The organism is Echinicola jeungdonensis (assembly GCF_030409905.1).
Classification (GTDB): Bacteria; Bacteroidota; Bacteroidia; order Cytophagales; family Cyclobacteriaceae; genus Echinicola; species Echinicola jeungdonensis.
Genome location: NZ_JAUFQT010000002.1, coordinates 278,592 through 300,065, shown reverse-complemented (window position 1 = coordinate 300,065; position 21,474 = coordinate 278,592). Strand labels below are relative to the sequence as shown.

13 protein-coding genes are annotated in these 21,474 nt (G+C 37.9%); 4 read left to right on the top strand and 9 right to left on the bottom strand.

Annotation, left to right across the window (positions count from 1 at the left end):
• The first annotated feature begins 558 nt into the window (after window positions 1-558).
• Together QWY93_RS14485 and QWY93_RS14480 are read left to right on the top strand one after the other, a co-directional pair.
• Window positions 559-1,839 (top strand): glycosyltransferase family 4 protein, encoded by a 1,281-nt coding sequence (locus QWY93_RS14485; RefSeq protein WP_290249086.1) that lies wholly within the window; start codon window positions 559-561, stop codon window positions 1,837-1,839.
• Between the two features lie 26 nt (window positions 1,840-1,865).
• Window positions 1,866-3,137 carry a glycoside hydrolase family 57 protein gene (locus tag QWY93_RS14480; RefSeq protein WP_290249085.1) on the top strand — a complete coding sequence of 424 codons (1,272 nt, stop codon included), beginning with the start codon at window positions 1,866-1,868 and terminating at the stop codon, window positions 3,135-3,137.
• Between the two features lie 310 nt (window positions 3,138-3,447).
• Here QWY93_RS14480 and QWY93_RS14475 read toward each other — a convergent pair whose 3' ends face one another.
• The 9 genes from QWY93_RS14475 to QWY93_RS14435 all read right to left on the bottom strand — a co-directional run bounded on the left by QWY93_RS14475 (window position 3,448) and on the right by QWY93_RS14435 (window position 18,145).
• Window positions 3,448-5,205 (bottom strand): adenosylcobalamin-dependent ribonucleoside-diphosphate reductase, encoded by a 1,758-nt coding sequence (locus tag QWY93_RS14475; protein ID WP_290249084.1) that lies wholly within the window; start codon window positions 5,203-5,205, stop codon window positions 3,448-3,450.
• Between the two features lie 209 nt (window positions 5,206-5,414).
• Window positions 5,415-6,509: an AI-2E family transporter gene (locus tag QWY93_RS14470; RefSeq protein ID WP_290249083.1), complete on the bottom strand. Its 1,095-nt coding sequence runs from the start codon at window positions 6,507-6,509 to the stop codon at window positions 5,415-5,417.
• Window positions 6,510-6,614: 105 nt separating this feature from the next.
• A complete protein-coding gene (locus QWY93_RS14465; protein WP_290249082.1) occupies window positions 6,615-7,463 on the bottom strand; it encodes a universal stress protein in 849 nt (282 codons plus the stop codon).
• Window positions 7,464-7,562: 99 nt separating this feature from the next.
• A complete protein-coding gene (locus QWY93_RS14460; protein ID WP_290249081.1) occupies window positions 7,563-8,627 on the bottom strand; it encodes a response regulator in 1,065 nt (354 codons plus the stop codon).
• A 9-nt stretch (window positions 8,628-8,636) separates the two neighbouring features.
• A complete protein-coding gene (locus QWY93_RS14455) occupies window positions 8,637-10,250 on the bottom strand; it encodes a sensor histidine kinase (protein WP_290249080.1) in 1,614 nt (537 codons plus the stop codon).
• 411 nt (window positions 10,251-10,661) lie between these two features.
• The gene (locus tag QWY93_RS14450; RefSeq protein WP_290249079.1) at window positions 10,662-11,669 is read right to left on the bottom strand and encodes a 2-hydroxyacid dehydrogenase; all 1,008 of its coding nucleotides are present in this window, start codon (window positions 11,667-11,669) and stop codon (window positions 10,662-10,664) included.
• 407 nt (window positions 11,670-12,076) lie between these two features.
• Window positions 12,077-14,785, bottom strand: coding sequence for a cation-translocating P-type ATPase (locus QWY93_RS14445; RefSeq protein WP_290249077.1), 2,709 nt, complete (start codon window positions 14,783-14,785; stop codon window positions 12,077-12,079).
• 218 nt (window positions 14,786-15,003) lie between these two features.
• Window positions 15,004-15,321, bottom strand: a complete 318-nt coding sequence (locus QWY93_RS14440) for a hypothetical protein (RefSeq protein WP_290249076.1) — start codon at window positions 15,319-15,321, stop codon at window positions 15,004-15,006.
• 349 nt (window positions 15,322-15,670) lie between these two features.
• A complete protein-coding gene (locus tag QWY93_RS14435; RefSeq protein WP_290249075.1) occupies window positions 15,671-18,145 on the bottom strand; it encodes a T9SS C-terminal target domain-containing protein in 2,475 nt (824 codons plus the stop codon).
• Window positions 18,146-18,752: 607 nt separating this feature from the next.
• Here QWY93_RS14435 and QWY93_RS14430 point away from each other — a divergent pair.
• Entirely contained in the window at window positions 18,753-20,015 is a 1,263-nt protein-coding gene (locus QWY93_RS14430) for a hypothetical protein (protein ID WP_290249074.1), read from the top strand.
• Between the two features lie 391 nt (window positions 20,016-20,406).
• On the top strand, window positions 20,407-21,462 hold the full coding sequence (locus tag QWY93_RS14425) for a sensor histidine kinase (protein WP_290249073.1): 1,056 nt from the start codon (window positions 20,407-20,409) through the stop codon (window positions 21,460-21,462).
• The last annotated feature ends 12 nt before the right edge of the window (window positions 21,463-21,474 follow it).

Sequence of the window (21,474 nt, the reverse complement as noted above, 5' to 3'; positions counted from 1 at the left end):
TGAGCAAAGAGGGCTTAATTATAGCTCGGACCAAAGGTAAAAACTCACTCCAGAACAAACTCCTACCTATTCAAATTTTCTCCTGTATCCAAAAACATTCTATTTTTTACCCCATTTTTTAAACAATTGATTAATCATTAATTCCCAAAATTTTATCATCACTTTATTAAAATTAATCAAACCTCCAAAGGCTATTTTTCCTCTATACAGATAAAAGTTTTACCCCTCTATGATAGGCATCATTTCTATTCGGTCAGTTCATTAAGAAATTTATTTCTCGATTCAGCAAAAGGATTCCGGGTTAAAATAAAACCCCTTCTGAGGAAAGATAACGAAAAGAAATCCAAGGGTAATTCCATTTCCAAGGATGGAAAACAAATCCAAGATATAATGGCATTGATAGCCATTATTTATCAAACCCCAAAATAAACTAGCATTAATTATGGCTTTAGATTACCTCTGAGCGAGGTTTTCCATAGCCTAATGTAAATAGGTACTAGGGATAGTTTACCCAATTTTCGGGGTGGTGATATTAATAAAAATTCTAAATATTTTTATATGAAAGTTTTAATGTTTGGATGGGAATTTCCTCCACATATTTCAGGAGGATTGGGCACAGCTTGCCAGGGAATCGTTAATGGATTGATTCAGAACAATGTGGAAGTCATCATGGTAGTACCTAAGGTCCATGGCGATGAATCCAAAGAAAACTTCAGATTAGTTTCTGCCGAAGATATTCCTGTTCCAATGGGGAGCTCCTATGGAAAACAGCTTCAAAATGTGTTAACCTATTTTGAAGTTAACAACCCTGTTTTCCCATATATCCAACCAGAAGAGATATTTGATTCTACCTCAAGTACGAAGTCCGTTTCAAAAATGAAAAATATCCCGGGAATGCAATCTTTCTCATTTTCTGGAAAATACGGATACTTTTTGTTCGATGAGGTTAGAAATTATGCCTTTGTATGTGCACAAATCGCCGAAAACAATGATTACGACCTAATTCATGCCCATGATTGGCTTTCCTTTCCAGCTGCTTTACTTGCCAAAAGAGCGAAAAATAAACCCCTGATTATCCATATACATTCCACCGAATTTGACAGGTCCGGAGAACATGTCAACCAACAGATTTATGACATTGAAAGAAAGGCCATGGAGGAGGCTGATCATATTATAGCTGTAAGCGAATTTACAAGGCAAATTATTATACACCGATACAGTATCCATCCAGATAAAATCACGACAATCCATAATTCCCTGGAAAAACCTTTCAGAATCAATGGAAATCCAAATGGAAAAAAATTCAGAGAAAAAGTTATTTGTTACCTCGGCAGGGTAACATTCCAAAAAGGGCCCGAATATTTTATAGAAGCGGCCGCCAAAGTATTGAGAAAAGACAAAAGGTTTCGATTTGTTATGGCAGGAAGTGGCAATATGTTGATCAAAATGATTGAATTAGCTGCCAAGCTTCGCATTTCAAGCCATTTCCATTTTACAGGTTTTTTGAAGGGGGATCATGTCCACCAGATGCTGGAAATGAGTGATGTTTATGTGATGCCTTCGGTGTCAGAGCCCTTTGGCATCTCACCTTTGGAAGCCATACTCAATCAAACCCCCGTCATCATATCCAAACAGTCAGGTGTATCGGAAATTTTAACTCATGCAATCAAAATTGATTTCTGGGATACCAATGCCATGGCCAATGCCATTCAAGCTCTGGGAAGGTACCAAAGTCTTTCCAAAACCCTTACTCAAGGAGGCACTAAGGAGGTGGAAATCATGAGTTGGGTGACCCAAACTGAAAAAATGAAAAGCCTTTACCAATCCATTCTGAATTAATCCTTCAACAACCATAATTCAAGCTTATGAAAAATCTATGCTTCTACTTCCAGGTACATCAACCTTTCAGGTTGAGAAATTATCCTTTCTTTGAAATTGGGGAAAAAAGTGACTATTACGACTTTGAAGCAAATTCAGGTATACTTAGAAAAGTGGCTCATAAGTGTTATTTGACGGCCAACCAAGTGATCCTTTACCTTATTCATCAGTATGGAAAAGACTTTAAGGTTTCTTATTCCATCTCTGGAGTTGCACTGGATCAATTTGAATGGTATATGCCGGAGGTGTTGGAAAGTTTCCAAAAATTGGCATCTACTGGAAATGTGGAATTCTTAGCAGAAACTTATTCCCATTCCCTGGCAGTGCTAAAAAGCAAAAAAGAATTTATTCGCCAAGTAAAAGCTCATGGCGAAAAAATAGAAAAATTATTTGGCCAAAAACCAACTTGCTTCCGTAATACGGAATTGGTTTATGCCGATTTCATAGGAGACATCGTCCATGAAATGGGTTATAAAGCCATGCTAACGGAGGGGGCAGATAGAATATTAGGCTGGCAAAGTCCTAATTTCCTTTACCAAAGTGCCAGCAGCCCGGGCTTGAAATTATTGTTGAAAAACTACAAATTAAGTGATGATGTGGCTTTCCGATTTTCGGACAAAAACTGGAAAGAATGGCCTCTCACAACCGAAAAATACACCCATTGGCTAAATGCCATTCCGGAAAATGAACAGATTATCAATCTCTTTATGGATTATGAAACCTTTGGAGAACACCAGTGGCCGGAAACTGGAATATTTGATTTCCTTAGAGCCTTGCCAGAAAAAGCACTTCAGTCCAATATTGGGTTTGTAACTCCTTCCGAAGCCGTCGAGAGAATGCCTGTTGCAGGCCAATTATCCTTCCCTCATCCCGTTTCATGGGCTGATGAGGAAAGGGACCTTTCAGCTTGGTTGGGAAATGATTTGCAAAACGATGCTTTTGAATCCTTGTATAAACTGGAGGATAAAGTAAGGTTTCTTAATAATGAAGCCATCAATAGAGATTGGTTGTACCTCCAAACAAGTGACCACTTCTATTACATGTGCACAAAATATTTTGCAGATGGGGATGTCCATAAGTACTTCAACCCTTATAACACACCTTTTGAAGCATTTATAAATTACATGAATATCCTTACAGATTTCTCCATGAGGTTGGACACTTTGCTGGAAAGCCAAAATGTAAAATTGTTTTCCTTCAGCGAAGAGCAAAAAATCCCGCTGGAGAGCAATGTACTTGCCTATGAGTCTAAAAATTAAAAAGGAAATACAAATTTAACCACGGCAATTATTTTTTTTGGGGAGTCGTTTTTTAGTAATTCGCTCCCCTTTTTTATCCTTTCTTCAACCGATTATGGAAATTTCCTTTTAGGACTTCTACACGCTTAATTCCTCAGTATTACAGATTCAAGAATCCGGAAAAATTAGTATCTAATATCAAAAAACACTTTTTGCAGTTGTTTTCCCCTGCATAACATACACCATTTCCCGTTCGGCTCTGCATGCAGTTTCACCCCCACTAAGCTTTACCAAATGCTGTTACCCTAAAATTCAAAATTTAACCTCCTTCTTAACGGACACAAATCCTACATCCATTATGCTCGACAGTGATTCCTTTTTCAATAACTTTCTTCATTCCTTTTACATTTCTAAAAATTGTAATACCCTTTGTTTGTAATTTCCATGCATGGAAGAAAGTTTTTTCCACTTCTTCCACAGTTGAAGACTCGGGTAAATTGATGGTTTTAGAAACCGCATTATCTATATATTTCTGAAAGGCAGCCTGGTGTTTCAAATGCCATTCAGGACTGATCTCTTCGGATATTTTATAAATCCGCCTTATTTCAGGGGGTAGAATTTTCACATCCTGGGTGCTTCCATTGGCCAAAACTTTTTCTAGTATTTCAGTTACAGGGTATTGATTTTCATATAAGAAGTCCAGGAATTGATTATTTATCGAGATCAGTGAATGATTATTTAGCACATTTTTTCGCTGAAATGCCAAGGCAAAAAACGGTTCTATGGAAGAGGAAGTATCCGCAATAATAGAAATACTTCCTGTAGGAGCAATGCTGTTAAGAGTAGCATTTCGCAATGGTCTATGGGGAAAGTGATTGCTTTTTGGCCAATTCGGGAAACAGCCCCTTTCCTTTGCCAAATTCGTGGATGCCTCCCTGCTATTGTCCCTGATAAATTTCATTATTTGGGATGCCAATTCCACGGCTTCATTTGAATCATAAGGAATATTCAATTTCACCAACATATCAGCCCATCCCATTACCCCCAAACCTATTTTCCTGTTGGCTAAAGAAATGTCCTTGACTTCGCTTTGGAGATAATAATTTACCTCTATTATATCATCCAAAAATCGGATAGCAAGATGAACCATCTTCATCAATGCTTCCCAATCCACTTTTTTCCTGCTTACAAATTTGGATAAATTAATAGAGCCTAAATTACATGCTTCAAAAGGAAGCAAAGGAACCTCGCCACATGGATTGGTTGCCTCTATCTTGCCTAAAGATAATAGAGGATTTTGCCTATTAATAGTATCCAAAAAAACGACTCCAGGATCCCCACAATCCCAAGCATTTTGGGCAATATTTCTCCATAAGTCTGAGGCATTTACAGTCTTTACTATTTCATGGGATTGAGGATGGGTTAAGAACCAATCTTTTTTTCTTTCCACCGCCAACATAAACTTATCGGTCACTCCCACCGAAATATTAAAGTTTTTAAGGGAGGTGAAATTTCTTTTACAGCTGATAAATAATTCAATATCGGGGTGATCAATATCCAATATCCCCATATTTGCTCCTCTCCTTCTTCCTGCTTGCTTGATTTGCCCAGATGCTGCATCAAAAATCTTCATAAACCCTATCGGTCCTGAGGCCCATCCCCCAGTATTTTTTAAATTAGCCTTCTCTGGCCTTAAGTGGGAAAAGTTAAACCCTGTTCCTCCCCCTTTTTGTTGGATCATGGCCATTAGCTTTAGAGTAGAAAAAATATCTGGCAAGCTATCCTCTACTGGCAAAACAAAACAAGCGCTTAACTGACCTTTCTTTCTTCCTGCATTCATTAATGTTGGAGAATTGGGCAAAAACTTCAGGCTTACCATGGCATTATTAAACTCCATGGTCCATTTTTTCACCAACGATAAGTCTCCCCATTTTTCTTCCGCCTTAGCCACCCATTTAGCAACCCTCATAAACATCTCACCTGGGGATTCTAGGCAATTATCTAATAAGTCTTTTAACAAATACCTCTCCTGAAGAATTTGAAGGGCATTATCAGAAACAGGGGAAGCATGCACACCATTTAACTCCATATGACCCCTACCTTTTTGATAGAATTTATTAAATATTTTAATTCTAGACGACTACCTAATTTACTTATATCCCAATAATAAGGATCACATAAGTGGCATTAGGAAACACCAGTCCCATAAAGGATGTACAATTTTTTCTTACATAAACAAAAATTAATCATTTTTATAATAAAAAAAATAGCAAATGGAGGCACTTCCTATGATAATTATCATTTAAAAAACCCTAATCTTTTTTTGATCACCTTAAGGAAGTTTTCATTTCTTTCATAGACTGGAATATCAGTACCTAAAAGGTATCCATATGGGCTTAACCCCTTTATATTGTCAAAAACAATTTTGAGAACCCCTACCAATGGATTAAAAAGAATCACTCCAGACAATCCCCACAACCACCCGCCAACCATAATCGAAAGAATTACTGCCAAGGGGTTCAATTTAATTTTTGTCCCCACCACAATTGGGGTGATGATGTTATTTTCAATAATCTGAATTAACCAAAGTAATAACAGGGTTAGCAAAGGATATAAAATGGAATCAGTAGTTAGCCAAACATATAAAACTGAAACAACGGAAGATAATATCACCCCAATGTAGGGAATCAAATTAAAAAGGGCTACAAATAAAGCAAAAAACAGGTAATATTTAACCCCTAAGAAATAAAATACCAATGTTGCCATAATGGCAACAATAATGGTGACAAAAAGCATCCCCTTAAGGTAATTCTGAACCATTCCCCGTGCATCCTGGAACCATTTTGGCGGGGAAGTTCCTTTTTTATAGGCCAATTTGTTGATAAAGGCAAAAAAGAAATCTTTGTAGTAAATAAAAAAGAAAATATATACAGGGATAATGCCCAGCATCAAAATGGTTTCGGCCGTGGACTGAAGCAAATTGGATAATACCTTTCCATCCAAAATTTCAGATATTCCAAATTGAATATTATCAATCCCAATATCCAAACCTAACCTATTTCTGGTCCACACATTCAATTGGGAAAAGTTTTCCTTTACTTTTCCCTCAATTAGTGGTCCCCTTTCCATCAAACCCATGGCCTGATCCACAAAATAATAGATGGTAATCATAGCCACCAAAGACAACAATATTATGACGATAAATTCTGCCAATACCCTGGGGAACCTTTTCCTTTCCAGCCAATCACAAAGGGGGTCTAAAGATATACTTAAAAATACAGACCAAGCCAGGGGAATAACTATAAAACTGGCCTGCTTCAACAAATAACTTCCCAACACCAAAAGGATTAAACCATTAGCAACATTTGAAAGAAATGAATTCCTAAAAAGCATAATTAAGGGCTTGACAAGCTTTACTCTAAGTTAATGTGGCACTAGCTAGGTTTCCATCACCAAAACCAGTGTAATCTTAAAAGCACTTTCTTTACTTTTGGGATGTTATTTTCCATTATTTTCTATTATAGGTCCAAATAGGAACTTCCAAACCATGGACCATTCTTTCCTGGACACCTCCCCAAAAAAATGTTCCAGGCCTTTTCTTTCATGGGTACCTAAGGCAATCATTCCTGCTTGAATCTCATGTGCAAATTTATGGATACCATCTGGTACATGATAATTGTTCCGTACATTAAAGGTAGCCCCCTCTAGTTGATGGTCCTCTGCAAATTGTTTCATTTTATCAAGGGCAAGGCTATCTTCCATAAACCAACTTGGGGTATTTATAAATACTAAATGAAGTTTGGCTTTAAAAAATCCCTGAAGATATTTGATCTTGTTTTCCCATTCCTCACCCAATGGCTTAAAATCAATGGGAAGAACTATGTCTTTTATTATGTTCAATGGAATGGATTTTTTAAGCGTAATTACAGGAACCTCCGATCTCCTAATGACCTTTTCAGTGTTGCTTCCTACGAAAAAATTATGCAATTGACTGTGTCCTTCAGTCCCGATAACAATTAATTCTATTCCTTTCTCACCTACAAACTCCTCAATCTTTTTTGCAACTGTACCGTGCAAAACATTAAAATTCACATGTGTTCCTTTTAAATCATGAGGGGCTTTCATATTTTCAAATCTTCCCTCAGCTCCTTTTTTCAATTCTAAGAACAAACCATCCAGGTCATAGTTAAATGAAGCCATATAATAAGGTTGTTCCAGATTAAATGGGAATTCCAATACATGCAACACTTCTACCACTCCCTCATTGGCAGAGGCTATTTGGGAAGCAAAAGCAAAAGCTGCATGGGATGCTTCAGAAAAATCACATGGCACCAATATTTTTTTCATCCCCCGATTTCTTTATCATTCCGATATTAGCAATAATTAACTGATGCTTTCCAATTTTTAAATAATCTTAACCAACAAAACCGGGATTTTGTAACGTATTTATTTTCCCAATTTTTCCAGTTTTCCCATTTCTAAAATTTTAATACCATTTCCGACCACTTCAATTAAACCTTCCTCCTTAAAATCTGAAATAGTACGATTCAATGATTCTAAAGCAGTGCCTACAATACTTGCCATATCTTTTCTTGGCAATTTTATTAGGTGCCCAGAATTGGCCCTTTCGTCCTCTTGGTGGAATAACCTTATAATGGCCGAGGCTACCCGTTGGCGAACACTTTGATAGGCCAAATCCAAAAGTCGCTTTTCAGTATCATATAAATTATTGGCCATCATTCGAATAAACCTTGCTGCAATCTCCCGGTTGGTATAAACCAATTTGTGAAAATCATGTTTGGGAATTATGCCCAATTCCACTTCCGATAAAGCAATGGCCGATTCTTCATAAGGAGTATTTTTTAATATGGGTACATATCCAAAAAAATCCCCTTCATTATACAATCCGGTAATCAGTTCTTTTCCATCATAACTTACCCGTGAGGATTTAACCTCCCCTTTCACTACATAAAAAACGAATGTGGGATGCTGTCCTTCCCTAAATATAATTTCTTTTTTACCATAGGTCCGGTGTATTCGGTTTTCTGATAAATTTTCCAAATCACCGTATTTTTGGGCTTTTTCCAAAAATTGATCTATATCTTCGGTAAGTCCACCCCCAAATGCAGATTTCAATTTCTCATTTTTTTTCAAGCGTGTTTCAACTGCTCTCAATAAGTCAAGTCCGTCAAATGGTTTAGTGATATAATCATCTGCCCCTAAACTCATCCCCTTTCTAAAATCGGTTTGCTCTGCTTTTGCTGTCAAAAAAATAAATGGAATATCAGAAGTTTCAGGGTGTTTGCTTAAAATGTGCAAAACTCCATAGCCATCTAATTCAGGCATCATAATATCACATAGGATTAAATCAGGCTTATTTTCATAGGCAAGTTCTACACCAGTTTTTCCATCAATAGCTGTAAGGACTTTATATTTATTAAGCTCAAGAATACTGGAAATGTTGTCACACATTTCCGGATTGTCTTCGATGACCAATATGGTTGTTATCATTTTGGTTAATTAATTTACTTTGGGGATGTTGTTCTTTTCTACAGGCAGGAGATTACTAGTTGTAGGAATAGTGACGGTAAAAGAAGTTCCTTCTCCTGGTTTACTTTCAAATGCTATTTCTCCTTTCATTAGGTCCACATATTTTTTGACGATATTGAGTCCCAAACCGGTCCCTTCAATATTAAGGGCATTATGGGCACGGAAAAACCTTTTGAATAGGTATTGTTGGTCCTCTGAAGGGATACCAATACCATGATCGGTAACTTTCAAAACCAATCTATCAGATTTAATATTAGACTCCACCTCAACGATATCCCCCTTGTTAGAAAATTTTATAGCATTTGAAATCAAATTGATGAGGATATTTCTTAAAAATTGTTTGTCAAACATCAAAACATTAACATCTCCAGAATGGGAAAAAATTAGTTGTTGGTCTGTTTTTTTAACTGATTCCATTTCATCCATGATTTCATCGATACAATTAGGAATATCAGTATGGGTATAAGATGCTTTAATCCTCCCCTCCTCTAATTTACTGAGGGATAAAAACTCATTGAGGATTTCGGTCATGTTCTTAACCGCCCTCTTTATCCTTTTGATATGTGTTTTTTTGGAATCTTCATATTCCTCACCTGAATAATTTTCCAACAAAAATACAGATGATAAAATAGTACTTAGAGGTGTCCTAAATTCATGGGAAGCCGTGGTAACAAACCTGGATTTCATTTCCCCCAATTCTCTTTCCTTTTCCAATGCTACCAATAAATCTTCCTCCATTTTTTTTAGGTACCCATTGCTTACTTCCAATTCCCTTAAGGCGCCTTCCAGATCTCTTGTACGACCTTCTACCCTAACCTCCAATTCTTCATTTAGTCTTTGAGTTATTTCCTTTTCTTTTTTCAATTGTTCGGAAGCTTTTTTCCGCTCAGTAATATCCAAAATAAAAGCAATCACATGGATACCTTCTTCAGCCTGAAAATAGCCCAAACTAATTTCTACAGGAAATTCCTCTTTATTTTTCCTTAAAGCAAAAAGCTCACTTCCACCACCCATGGGACGATTATGGGGGTCTTTATGATAATTATCCCTGTATTTGGCATGTTTACAGGCAAATCTTTGAGGGATCAATTTTTCAATTTTTTCCCCAATCAATTCTTTACGGGAATAACCAAAAAGCTGCTCGGCATATTTATTAACCATGATTATATCCCCAGCCTGGTTGGTCATCAAAATCCCTTCGGTGGCATTTTCAAACATAGCATCCAAGCGCTTCTTATCCTTCAATTCTCTTGCCAAATATTTCTTTTGCTTCCGGGTATAGTAGATCACAATCCAAATGGCACACACAGTTACCAAACTGGCCGAAAAAGTGGTCAGGCTTCTGTTTTCCGGGGCAGTGGACAAATAATAGCCCAAGACCAAAGCACCTGTGCTTAATACCCCTAAAAAAGTATAATATTTACCCCTCCCTCCCATCCAAAGGAGGTAGAGGATAACAATCAGGTATGCCAAGGACCGTTCCATATCATCATTGGCTTCTACTAACAAAAAAAAGAATACAGATAGGATGAGCAGAATCCCTGCTGCCAAATATTTTAATGCCGGATTGCCACGAAAAATCATAGATAATTAAAATGGATGAGAATCTATTATTTTGCCAATAGATTTCAAATCTGGTCTCTATTGAGCATTTGGCCTGATTAAGCCTCTTGATAAATTTAGATAATTCCATAATATAATAAAAGGTATGATCCTTTCTATTTTATCCCTTTGGTTATTTTAGTAATAGGTTAAAAATTGAATTACAATAATAAACGTTTAATTAACAGTGATTATCATCATTAAAAATCACTAGTTTAATCACGTAATATTTTTGAATAATTTTCTAAAAATGGGTCCTTATTACGCTTTAAAGACTATTGTCATAATTTTCCCCTAACATTAAGAAAAAACAGCCCCGCTCCAGGTATTGGATTGGGGGGCTGTTTTTTCAGGACTAGTCAGTTTGTTCTTTCTTTACAATTGTAAAGCGGGTCAGGGTTTCTTTACTTCTTCAAAAACCAACTCATTGGGATTATTTTCCAAATTTTCCCAACAATTTAAATTATAAGAAGTAGTCGCTGCAATTTGGGTCAAGGCTTCTTTTGTTAAAAATGCCTGGTGACTTGTGATCAAAACATTCTGAAAAGTCATGAGCCTGGCAATAACATCATCTTGCAAAATATCTTCGGAATGATCCTCGAAAAATAATTCTGCTTCCTCCTCATAAACATCTATGCCAAAAGAACCAATTTTCCCTGTTTTCAAACCTTGGATAACATCCACTGTATTGACCAGTCCTCCTCTACTGGTATTGATCACCATTACCCCCTGTTTCATTTGAAGAATGCTCCCTTCATTGATAAGATATTTGGATTCTTTGGTCAAGGGCAAATGAAGGCTAATAATATCTGATTCCTTGCAGAGCGTATCCAAATCCACATATTGAACTTGATACTGGTTTTTAAGATCCTTATTTTCATAAGGATCAAAAGCCAATATCCGACATCCAAACCCATGGAGGATTCGAATAACCTTGCTGCCTATTTTTCCTGTACCTATCACCCCGACAGTTTTCCCTTCCATGTCAAAGCCTACCAAACCATCCAAAGAAAAGTTAAGGTCCCTTACGCGGTTATGAGCTTTGATCAATTTTCGATTAAGGCCCAACATGATGGCTACCGTATGCTCTGCAATAGCTGCAGGAGAGTATTCAGGCACCCTGGCTACTTTTATCCCCAAGTGATTTGCCTCTTGCAAATCCACATGATTGTAGCCAGCAGATCTTAAAGCCAAAAATTTCACCCCTACTTCTTTCAGCTTTTGAAGAACAGGTCCTGAAGCATCATCATTTACAAAAATTGAAACCGCCTCTGAGCCAGCAGCCAAACTAGCTGTATCCAAGGTCAATTTGGTCTCCAACAGGTGCAACTGATGGTCCTGAATGGCAAGATTCAAGAATTCACGTTCAAACTTATGAGTACTAAAAACAGTAACTTTCATAATAATTGGCTTTTAAATACATTCCAAAGAATATTAATGGGAAAATAACTTCCCTATTTTTTGATAAATTTCAAGCAAACGGGGCGATCAATTCAAAAGCAAGATCTTTTTATTTTATGATTTTTATCATAATACTAACTGTATAAAAAATTAGAGAAGCCTTAAAACCATAATTGTAGTTTTTAGATTTCTTGACATTGATACGGATAATAACCGAATGCTTTACTTAACATGTGAGAAGTTTAGGAATCTGGTTTTCTGCTCAACCGCCAGTTGAGTATAGAAAGGAAAAAACCATAAAAAATTGCTAAATTATTTAAAAACCTTTTTTATTCCCCAATATCCCCCTGTGGCTTCTAAGGTAGAAATTTTAGTCCCTAAATTCTTATTGTGGAAATTCTCATATCTTATGCCTGCAAATTTTCAGGCAGTTTGGTCTGTTTTTTTATCCAGGCTTTATAAATTTCCCCCATCCATAGGGCGGTGGAAGATAATATTACCAACACCGAAAATTCAGCAATATTTACTTTGGAAAAATCAAAAATCTCCTGAAAAAAGGGGATTTCAATGATCAGGATTTGGATTAATAAACTGAGTATAAAGGCAAAATTTATATACTTATTGGTAAAATACCCCATACTAATAGTGGCTTTCTTCAGAGACCTCATATTATACAAGTTATAAAGTTGGGTCATGGCCATGGTGATAAAAACTGCCGTTCTGGCTTTTTCTATACCCTGATCAATAAACCAAAAGAAAACTCCCAGACAAAGCAAACTCATGGAACTGACCATTATCAGTAAAAAAGGGAATATTTTCTTATTCAAAATATCCTCCCTTTTTTTCAGGGGCTTTTCCTTCAACATATCCCCATGGCCCTTTTCGGTGGCCAAGGCAATATTTCCTACACCATCAGTCACCAAGTTTAACCAAAGGATTTGAATGGCTGTTAAGGGCATGGGCTGCCCCATAGCAATCAGGATAACCAAGGTCACAATTTCCGCAAAATTGGTAGTCACCAAAAAAAAGCTGGTTTTTCGGGCATTGGAAAACACAATCCTACCCTCTTCTACCGCATTGACAATGGTGGCAAAATTATCATCTGCCAAAACCACCTTGGATGCAGCCCTTGCCACATCTGTTCCCATGATCCCCATAGAAACTCCTACATCTGCTTTTTTGAGCGCGGGTGCATCATTGACCCCATCCCCGGTCATGGCAACCAATTCCCCCTTTTCCTGAAGCCTGCTGGCTACTTTTAATTTCATTTCAGGGTTTAACCTGGCCAAAACCTGGACTTTCAAAATGGCCTGATCAAATTCTTCATCATCCATTTTTTCCAGTTCAGATTCAGTTAGGGCTTTTTTCGAGGAGGGCTTGTCTTTTTCCAGTATCCCTATGGCCTGACTGATAGCAATTGCTGTATTCACATGATCCCCGGTAGCCATTATTACCCGGATTCCTGCTTTTTTGCATTTCTCAACAGCTTCCCGGACCTCCTTCCTTGGCGGGTCGATCATCCCAACCAGACCTACAAAAACCAAATCACCAATGTCCACTTCCCTTATGGTATTATTTCCATTGTTGACCTCCTTATAAGCCAAGCCTATAACTCGCAGGGCTTCAGAGGACCACTCCTCCAATTTTGTTTCAATTTCTCTTTTTAAAGAATCATCCAAGGACTTTACCCCTTCTTTTGTCAGAATTTGATGGGAGATAGTCAAGAGTTTTTCCGGTGCACCTACCACCAACAATTCCTTTTTTTGGTGGTTTTGGCATAGGGTTGCTCTCAGTTTTAGCTTCGAATCAAATGGTTGATCATCAATTTTATTCCAGTTTTCAAAGGAGTCCAAAGCCCCGGATTTTTCAGCCAGGGTACGCAAAGCTCCTTCTGTTGGATCCCCAACCAATTCGTAATTTTCTTTTTCCTTGAAATAGCGGATTTCTGCATTGTTTGAAAAATGAGTAATGGCCATAACTTTGGCTAAAACTGGATGAGACTTCGGCTGCAATTCAATGTGGTTTTGTTGAAATTTTCCCTCTGGGGCCCAACCATTTCCGGACACTTCTATTTCGGGCTCACCCAGAACCATCATTTTGGTCACTGTCAACTTATTTTGGGTAAGCGTCCCGGTTTTATCCGTAATTATAGTAGTCACTGCTCCCAGTGTCTCCACTGATGTGATTTCCCTGATAATGGCATTTTTCTTGGACATCCGAAAGGAACCGATTGCCATCACAACAGAAAGTACAGCTGGCAAGCCCTCTGGAATAGCCGCCACCATTACTGCAATGGAAATCATCCATAGATCTTTTAAGGGGATGGCATCAGAGAGGTAACCGGCTACAAAAATCAATAAAGTACTTCCAAAGGCAATTAAAGCCATTTGCCTGGCCAAACGGTCTGTTTTCCGTTGAAAATTGGTCTTTTCTGGTTTGATTACTGAAAGTGATTCTGCCACCTTACCCAGTGCCGTATTTCTTCCGGTTTGGCAGACTACCGCTTCCCCATAACCCGCCACCACAAAGGTTCCCTTCCAAAGCATATTGGTCTGGTCTGCCAACGGGGTTTCTATGGGCAAAGGCTCCTCCTGCTTATTTTCAGGCACCGATTCACCGGTAAGAGATGATTCCACGGTCCTTAGGTTATTCGATTGGATTATTCTGGCATCCGCAGGTATTTGATTGCCTTCCTCCAAAATAATAACATCCCCAGGGACCAACTCCCGGATAGGAACCTTGAAGTCTTTCCCATCCCTAATTACACGACAATGTTGCACTAACATCTTTTGGAGGGCAATAACCGCATTTTGGGCCCTTATCTCTTGGGAAAAACCTATAAGGGCATTGGCCAATACTACAGCCAAAATCACATATACATCTATAAAATGTTGGGTCAAAAATGAAATCAACGCTGCAGCCAAAAGTATCATCACCATCAGGCTTTTGAATTGTCTAATAAAAATAACCAATTTGGATTTCCCCCTTTCCTTTGGCAATTCATTCCATCCAAATTGGCTTCGGTTTTTCTGGACCTGTTTTTCACCTAGACCATTTTTAGAACTTCCCAGTTCCTTCAGAATAGCTTCAACAGTTAATTGATGATACCCCCTCATACCAATAAAATTGCTACCAGAATCCTCAATAGCAAATGATAAATATCATGGGTAAAAAAGATAAAAAAAGGTTGGAATATTTTAAGGTTAAAAGATTTGAATCTTAAATTGTTTATAAGATGGGTTTTCCATTAATTGGAAAACTATCTTCCATAAGATCAAAAAAATGCACCAGACAGTTGCCTGGTGCTATTTTCACATTTTTAAAAAAAATTTGGTTAAACTGTTTCAACAATTTCATTCCCTTCTGCATCATATTTTTTAGATAAACCTTCTTCCTCAGTTCCAAATACCACTTTGTATTCCACATTTCCTGCTTCATCAGTAAGTTGAAAAGCTTTTGCAATGGTTTGGTCTTTGGTTTCATCTTTTTCAGCAATGGTATCTTTTACTGCTTGTGGAAGGTCTTCAGGTGCTATTTCATTTTCATCCTGAATCTCCTGTACAACAGTGAAATTAGAATTTACTACTGGGGCAGCTTGGATTCCAGCAAAGGAAAAAACTCCCAAAGCGAAGATTAATGCGATCTTTTTCATGATAAATTAATTTTTTAGGGTTTTGGTTAAGTTCTCAGGAAAACTTTGTTCACATGTTGTGCCAATCCCCAAAAACCGCCCTATTTCCCTTAAAAAGTAATTCACGCCTCCTATTTTTGATGTATTACTCCCCAAATTGTAGAAAAATCGGTAGTATTTTAATTTGGAGTAATTGGGCTGTTAAATGATTTATGATCTCTTAGGAATAGATCGAACTTTAACTTAGTGGAATAATTTCTCTGGGTAGTTCAAAAAGATTGTGAAGTCAACAAAAAAGCAAAAAAAAAAGCAGATGGAAGCCACATGGCCCCATCTGCATCCCAATTAACAATAACCCAAATTAATATTTTTAATCTATATAGATATTTACTTCTCTGGCCATTTTGCTTCCTTCATCGTCTTTGACCATCAGTTTAATGGTGTCCAAACCTTTGGAAGAAGCTTGGTAAATAACTTTACCATTTTGTTCGATTTCTATTTCTCCTTTTTCTACAGAAGAAACGTAATAAACCGGATTCTTCGTATATCCACGGAATAGTTTTTCAGCGTCCAATTCCAAGGTTTCCCCTTCTTTCAGGAAATAATGGGGCTCTGCCATCCAAGCCAGGTAATTATCCAATTGGGTAAAGCCATCTTTGTCTTTATCCTGGTTGGTTTCAGTAAAATCTCCCCTTTTGGAATCGGGGTTTAGACCATGTACAATTTCCCACCAGGTTGGCAATCCATCTTGGTCTCTATCCCAATCTGCTGACCTTTTTTCTTCAGGATAATTTTCCCAACCTCCCACATCTTGTTCAGTATCAGGCATTCCTGGAATTCCACTGATACTACCTTTATAAGTGAAAGTGCTATCCAAAGTCTCTTGAATGATCCTCTGATCATGTTCATCCAATTCAGGTTGGTTGGCTCCCACATCAGATAATACATTTTTATAAGCATCCCGGGCACTATGGGTATTCACATGGGAAGGGAAAAAAGGTTTTTCAACAAAAGTCTTATAATTTACTTTTTCATTATTAGAGATTCGACTCCTTTTCCCTTTTTCCTGATTTTCTGCATCAAAATGCCCTGGCATTACATTTCCTGAAAAATAGGCACGCTGGGACCCCAAACCAACACCCTCATGGTCCATGGTTAAAGCGTAAAACAAGGTTGTTCCTGCTCCAGGTTTATAATAATTATTGACAAAGTTCACCTCATGGGCACCACCATCAGTAGTTCTATGCCCCCAGTTATAAACGACATTGTTTCTGATATCCAATCTTCCTGTGTAATAACCATTGCCATCAAGACCACCACCCATGCTCCAGTTTCTTCCATAACAATGGGCCAACAAATTGTGGTGAAAACTTCCAATATCCCCGCCAATGGTAGCTGCATATCCATGCATTTTTCCTCCTTCATATTTGCCGTGATCTGCCACATTGAGAGCTTCAGCAATCAAGGTTCTTTGAAGGGTAATATTATGAGCTCCTCTGGAGCTAAAAGATTCATCTATGGTCCAACGGATAGAGCAGTGATCCATAATACTATGGTTGGCACCTGTTAATCCCATTCCATCAAATGTCCTTCCAGCACCAATTCCTACCCTTATAAAGCGGGCAATATTATCATTACCGGTCACTCCCAAAGGTGCCCTACTGATCAAGATGCCCTTCCCAGGGGCTGTCTGTCCAGCGATAGTCACATAAGGGTCGTTTATCACCAGTCTGGATTTTAATTCAATGGTTCCTGAAACATTGAATACAATGGTTCTTGGGCCAATATCATTGGTTACAGCTTCACGCAAACTTCCAGGACCATCATCATTAAGGTTGGTCACTGCTACAACTTTTCCTCCCCGACCTCCACGGGCATATCGACCATATCCTTCAGCACCTGGAAAAGCCAATTGGGCAGGCCGGAAATACCAAACATCTCCCTTGGTTACCTCACCGTCTTCACCAACCTCATCTACTCTCCAAAAATAGGTATCCATGCTGTAAAGTTCTCCTACCTGAAATTCATTACTTTTTATTTGGCCTTGATAAACAGTTGATTTTTTGTCAGCATTTTTCAAAGCTTCCCTATTCTTCCCAAAATAAACTTGATGAGAAACAGCATCTTTGGATGGAGTCCAATTGAGGGTCAATATCCCTTCCGTTTCCACGTGCTCATCACCATCTTCTGGAAAAGGGACTTTCGCTTGCAACTTCACATTGGGCGTATTGATTTCAAAACCATTCAATACCACTTCATTAATATCTGCATTGGAATCAGGGTCCGCTTCAATCCGAATTGAAACCGATTCTCCATTTTCCACTTCAAAAGTCAAATATCCACTTTCTCCTTCAATATTGCTTTCTGCTCGGACACTAGGTTGAAGGTTATCTATTACCTGTTTTCCATTTAGGTAAATGTCCAAAGGAGCAAAAGTATGATTTTCAGGATTGTCAAATGCATTATGAACAGTCAGCAAAGAATGCTTACCATTAGGCAATCCCTTAATGGTCATTTCCAGAGGACCGTCAGAAACCAAACCGTCATTGACCCATCGGGCATAATAGGGAGCTTGGACCCCCGCTTTGTACCAATTGGAACGGATGTTTCCTTTGACTTCAATCTCTACACCATCAAAATCCTGGCTTTGGACTTTATTCTCAGAAATTCTCCAAGGGAAATATCCTGGCTCGTTAACTTCAGATTCCCTTCTTCCTTCAAAATCAAAATCCGCCTTGATGATTGGCTGCTGGGCAAAACTAGATGTTACCTGAAAAATACAGCCCAGCAAAAGCAGGCTTCCCATTTGCTGGATCTTCTTAAAATTAAGCTTTACTGACTTCATAAAATTTCTATTGGTTATTTTGTTCAAAGTAAAGTATGGTCGGCGTCCTTATATTCATTAGGTCATACTTTAAGTAATATCATGTCCCATTTTGCAGGTTAATGACATAAATCGACCACAAGGTACTTTTTCTTCCTTCAACCATTAATTCAAATCTCCTAAAATAGGAAGAAAGCCTTCTGAACCGGGAAATAATCACCCCGAATTTTTTCCAACATTCTTTTTTTATCCAACCAATCCATAGGGTTAAGTTAGTAGGTTCGTAATTTGAAACCCAAGACATATCGCAGGTAGTACGTACAAAGATTATAATAAATAAGTATTTGGTCCTCCCTGGCTACATGGCATTTAAGAAAACGAATTTCCACCTTCTCAGTGCCCCTTGCTTTCAATGGTCATCTTTTTTAGAGAAGTACAAAATCCGTACAACTCAAGCCTCATTACTCACAGCTCAATACTTTATTTGAAATTGGAGCTGAAATATAACCCTATCCATCCTTTTCAAGGTAATCTTATCCCATTTCAGCCTCAAGACATCGGGATTAAATCTTTCTAGGTTGTTTTATGGCCATAAATAAGTTTATTTCATATTCTGAAAAATTACCCAATGAAATTCATATTATTTAAATATTTCTTTCTCCTTGTTATCCTCTTGGCTCCATTCGGCCATAAAGCCATGGCCCAGCAGGAAGGGTTTATTTTTGGAGAAATAGTTTTAAGGAACAACTCCCAATATAAAGGTAAAATAACCTGGAGCGCTGGGCAAAACATGTGGGTGGATATGCTTAGGGTTGAAAAAAAAGACAATCCTATGCTGAAGTACCTCACGGAAGAAGAATTACAAAAACTCAGTGAGGTAAAAAAAAACCAAACAGATTGGGGTTTTATGAACCTTTGGAAAAACCAATACCCCAACCGGAAATTAACCTTTCGTTGCCAATTTGGCAATATCACCAAAATCGAAGTAACCGGAGATGAGGAGGCCACCGTTTACTTAAAAAACGGTCAGGATATACGGGTTTTTATCAATGATGATATTGAATATAAAGATCAACTGGGCAACCCCATACTTATCCATACCATGGAAAATGAGCAAAATGAAATCGATTGGAATCAAATCCGGGAAGTTCAGTTTTTTCCAACTCCTACTCATTTGCCCCAATTTATGGAACTTCCATTATATGGAACCGTTCTCACCCGTTTTGATTTCACCTATACAGGAATGATCAAATGGGATTTGGATGAACATTTGTCCTCCCAATATCTGGATGGAATAACCATTGATGATAAAAGAGCCCGTTATCCCTTTTATGATGTCCAATCGATAAGGCCGAAAAATCAGGGGTCCATAGTCCAACTTGAATCCGGAAAGGAAATTTACCTCCATGAGCTTACCAATGTAACCAATAAGAACGCAGGAATTTTAATCCGAAACCCTAAATGGGGACAGGTAAACTTGAGGTGGGGAGGCTTTAAAAATGCCACTTTTATACCTTATCCTCCCGGTGCAGGGTTTGGTTATAATGATTTTCCCAAACCCAAAGAATTAAGAGGCACAATAACTACAAAGAATAATCAGGACATAAAAGGAAGCCTTGTTTTTGATTTGGATGAAAGGTGGGATATAGAAACCCTGGATGGTTGGGATCAGGGTGGCGGATTAAGACAAATCCCATTTCGTTTAATTGATCATATTTACCCGGTTAGCCAAACCCATTCTGCCATATTTTTGAGGGATGGAGAAAAAATCACCCTTGGAGACAGGAGTGATGTAAACCATCAAAATTGGGGGATTATGGTCAAAATGAATGAAGGGGAGTTTCAATACATCCCTTGGGAAGAGGTGCAATTGCTGCATTTAAGCCATTAGGATAGGCCTGTTCTTCTTCTTCTTCTTCTGCTTCTTCTGCTTCTTCTGCTTCTTCTGCTTTCCACTGGATTTCAGGGGTAAGATAAAATTTTGAAATTAAAAGAAGATTTGGGTGTACCAGGTATTAGGTAAAATACACCAGAATTCGTTGGGGGATGAAATTATTTGATCTTTCCTCTTTGGTCTTTCGCCTATTCTTACAGAAGAAAGTATGGATTCCTACTCCAATTGGTTTCATAAGGAATTAGGAAGAATTTGAATACCAAGAAACCTACACGTACTGTCCTGCTAGACCATTTTCAGCATCAAATGAAAACAAAAGAAAATTGTAACTTCGGGTTAGAAATCCTTATTCCAAAAGGTCCTAATTACCTAAAAGAAAAGATTAAAATTGAATAAATGGAAAAAATATAGCTTACCACTATTGGGAACAGCTTTTCTTATTTTGCTGATTCTAATGGCCTGGGCCATGGGTAATGAATATGCGGCGCCCCTACTTTGGATTGTGGCTGTTCTGGCATTGTTGATTTGGGGAAATCTCTTTATCCACAAAAAACTAAATGAACTCCGGCCTTGGACAGAGTTCCCTTTAAAAAGATTCCTGATTCAGTTTTTGATCAGCGGAGTTTACTCCTTGGCCTGTGTCAACTTTTGCTATTATTTTCTTAAAACCCTTTTCCTGGGCATGCCCCCTGATGGGGAACAGTTTTTTGTCCTAAATCTTTATGGACTTTTATTTATCATTCCTATCATTTCCATCAATTTCGGTATTTATTTTATGCAGCGGTGGAAAAAAGCATTTATCCAAAGTGAAAAATTGAAGGAAGAAAATATGCGCTCCCAGCTGGAGTCTTTAAAAACCCATATTGACCCTCATTTTCTTTTTAACAACCTCAATGTGTTGTCCTCACTGATCGACACAGACACGGAGGATGCTCATCGATTCCTGGGGAAATTTGCAGATGTTTACCGCTACGTTCTTCAACACAGGAATGAAGAATTGGTGGAATTGGATACTGAATTGGAATTCATCCAATCCTATATTTACCTATTTCAAAAACGGCTTAATCGGCAATTGAAAATTGAAATCCAATATCAACCTTTAAAAAAAGCTTATTTTCTGCCTCCACTTTCCATACAGATGTTGGTAGAAAACGCCATTAAACATAATATTGCAACAGCAAGCCATCCACTTCATGTCCAAATATTTACGGAGGAGGAAAAATGGTTGGTGGTTCGCAATTCTTTCCAGCCTAAAAACAAAAAGCCATCCACTTTACCCCAAACCGGACTGGAAAATATTTCAAAAAGAATTGCCTATTTTTCTGATGAAAAAGTAGTGGTGGATCAGGATGAGCAATATTTCACGGTAAAACTGCCTTTGCTAGAGGCAGATGATGATGACAATGTTTTGTTAGATCCAACCTTTAACCCCAAAGCCATTTAAAGTACCAAAAAA

Excerpts from the sequence above, each read along its gene's own strand:
- QWY93_RS14470 (WP_290249083.1), bottom strand. The coding sequence starts at position 6,509 with ATGCTTTTTAGGAATTCATTTCTTTCAAATGTTGCTAATGGTTTAATC.
- QWY93_RS14485 (WP_290249086.1), top strand. The coding sequence starts at position 559 with ATGAAAGTTTTAATGTTTGGATGGGAATTTCCTCCACATATTTCAGGA.
- QWY93_RS14445 (WP_290249077.1), bottom strand. The coding sequence starts at position 14,785 with ATGAGGGGGTATCATCAATTAACTGTTGAAGCTATTCTGAAGGAACTG.
- QWY93_RS14475 (WP_290249084.1), bottom strand. The coding sequence starts at position 5,205 with ATGGAGTTAAATGGTGTGCATGCTTCCCCTGTTTCTGATAATGCCCTT.
- QWY93_RS14480 (WP_290249085.1), top strand. The coding sequence starts at position 1,866 with ATGAAAAATCTATGCTTCTACTTCCAGGTACATCAACCTTTCAGGTTG.
- QWY93_RS14435 (WP_290249075.1), bottom strand. The coding sequence starts at position 18,145 with ATGAAGTCAGTAAAGCTTAATTTTAAGAAGATCCAGCAAATGGGAAGC.
- QWY93_RS14465 (WP_290249082.1), bottom strand. The coding sequence starts at position 7,463 with ATGAAAAAAATATTGGTGCCATGTGATTTTTCTGAAGCATCCCATGCA.
- QWY93_RS14455 (WP_290249080.1), bottom strand. The coding sequence starts at position 10,250 with ATGATTTTTCGTGGCAATCCGGCATTAAAATATTTGGCAGCAGGGATT.
- QWY93_RS14440 (WP_290249076.1), bottom strand. The coding sequence starts at position 15,321 with ATGAAAAAGATCGCATTAATCTTCGCTTTGGGAGTTTTTTCCTTTGCT.
- QWY93_RS14430 (WP_290249074.1), top strand. The coding sequence starts at position 18,753 with ATGAAATTCATATTATTTAAATATTTCTTTCTCCTTGTTATCCTCTTG.
- QWY93_RS14450 (WP_290249079.1), bottom strand. The coding sequence starts at position 11,669 with ATGAAAGTTACTGTTTTTAGTACTCATAAGTTTGAACGTGAATTCTTG.
- QWY93_RS14460 (WP_290249081.1), bottom strand. The coding sequence starts at position 8,627 with ATGATAACAACCATATTGGTCATCGAAGACAATCCGGAAATGTGTGAC.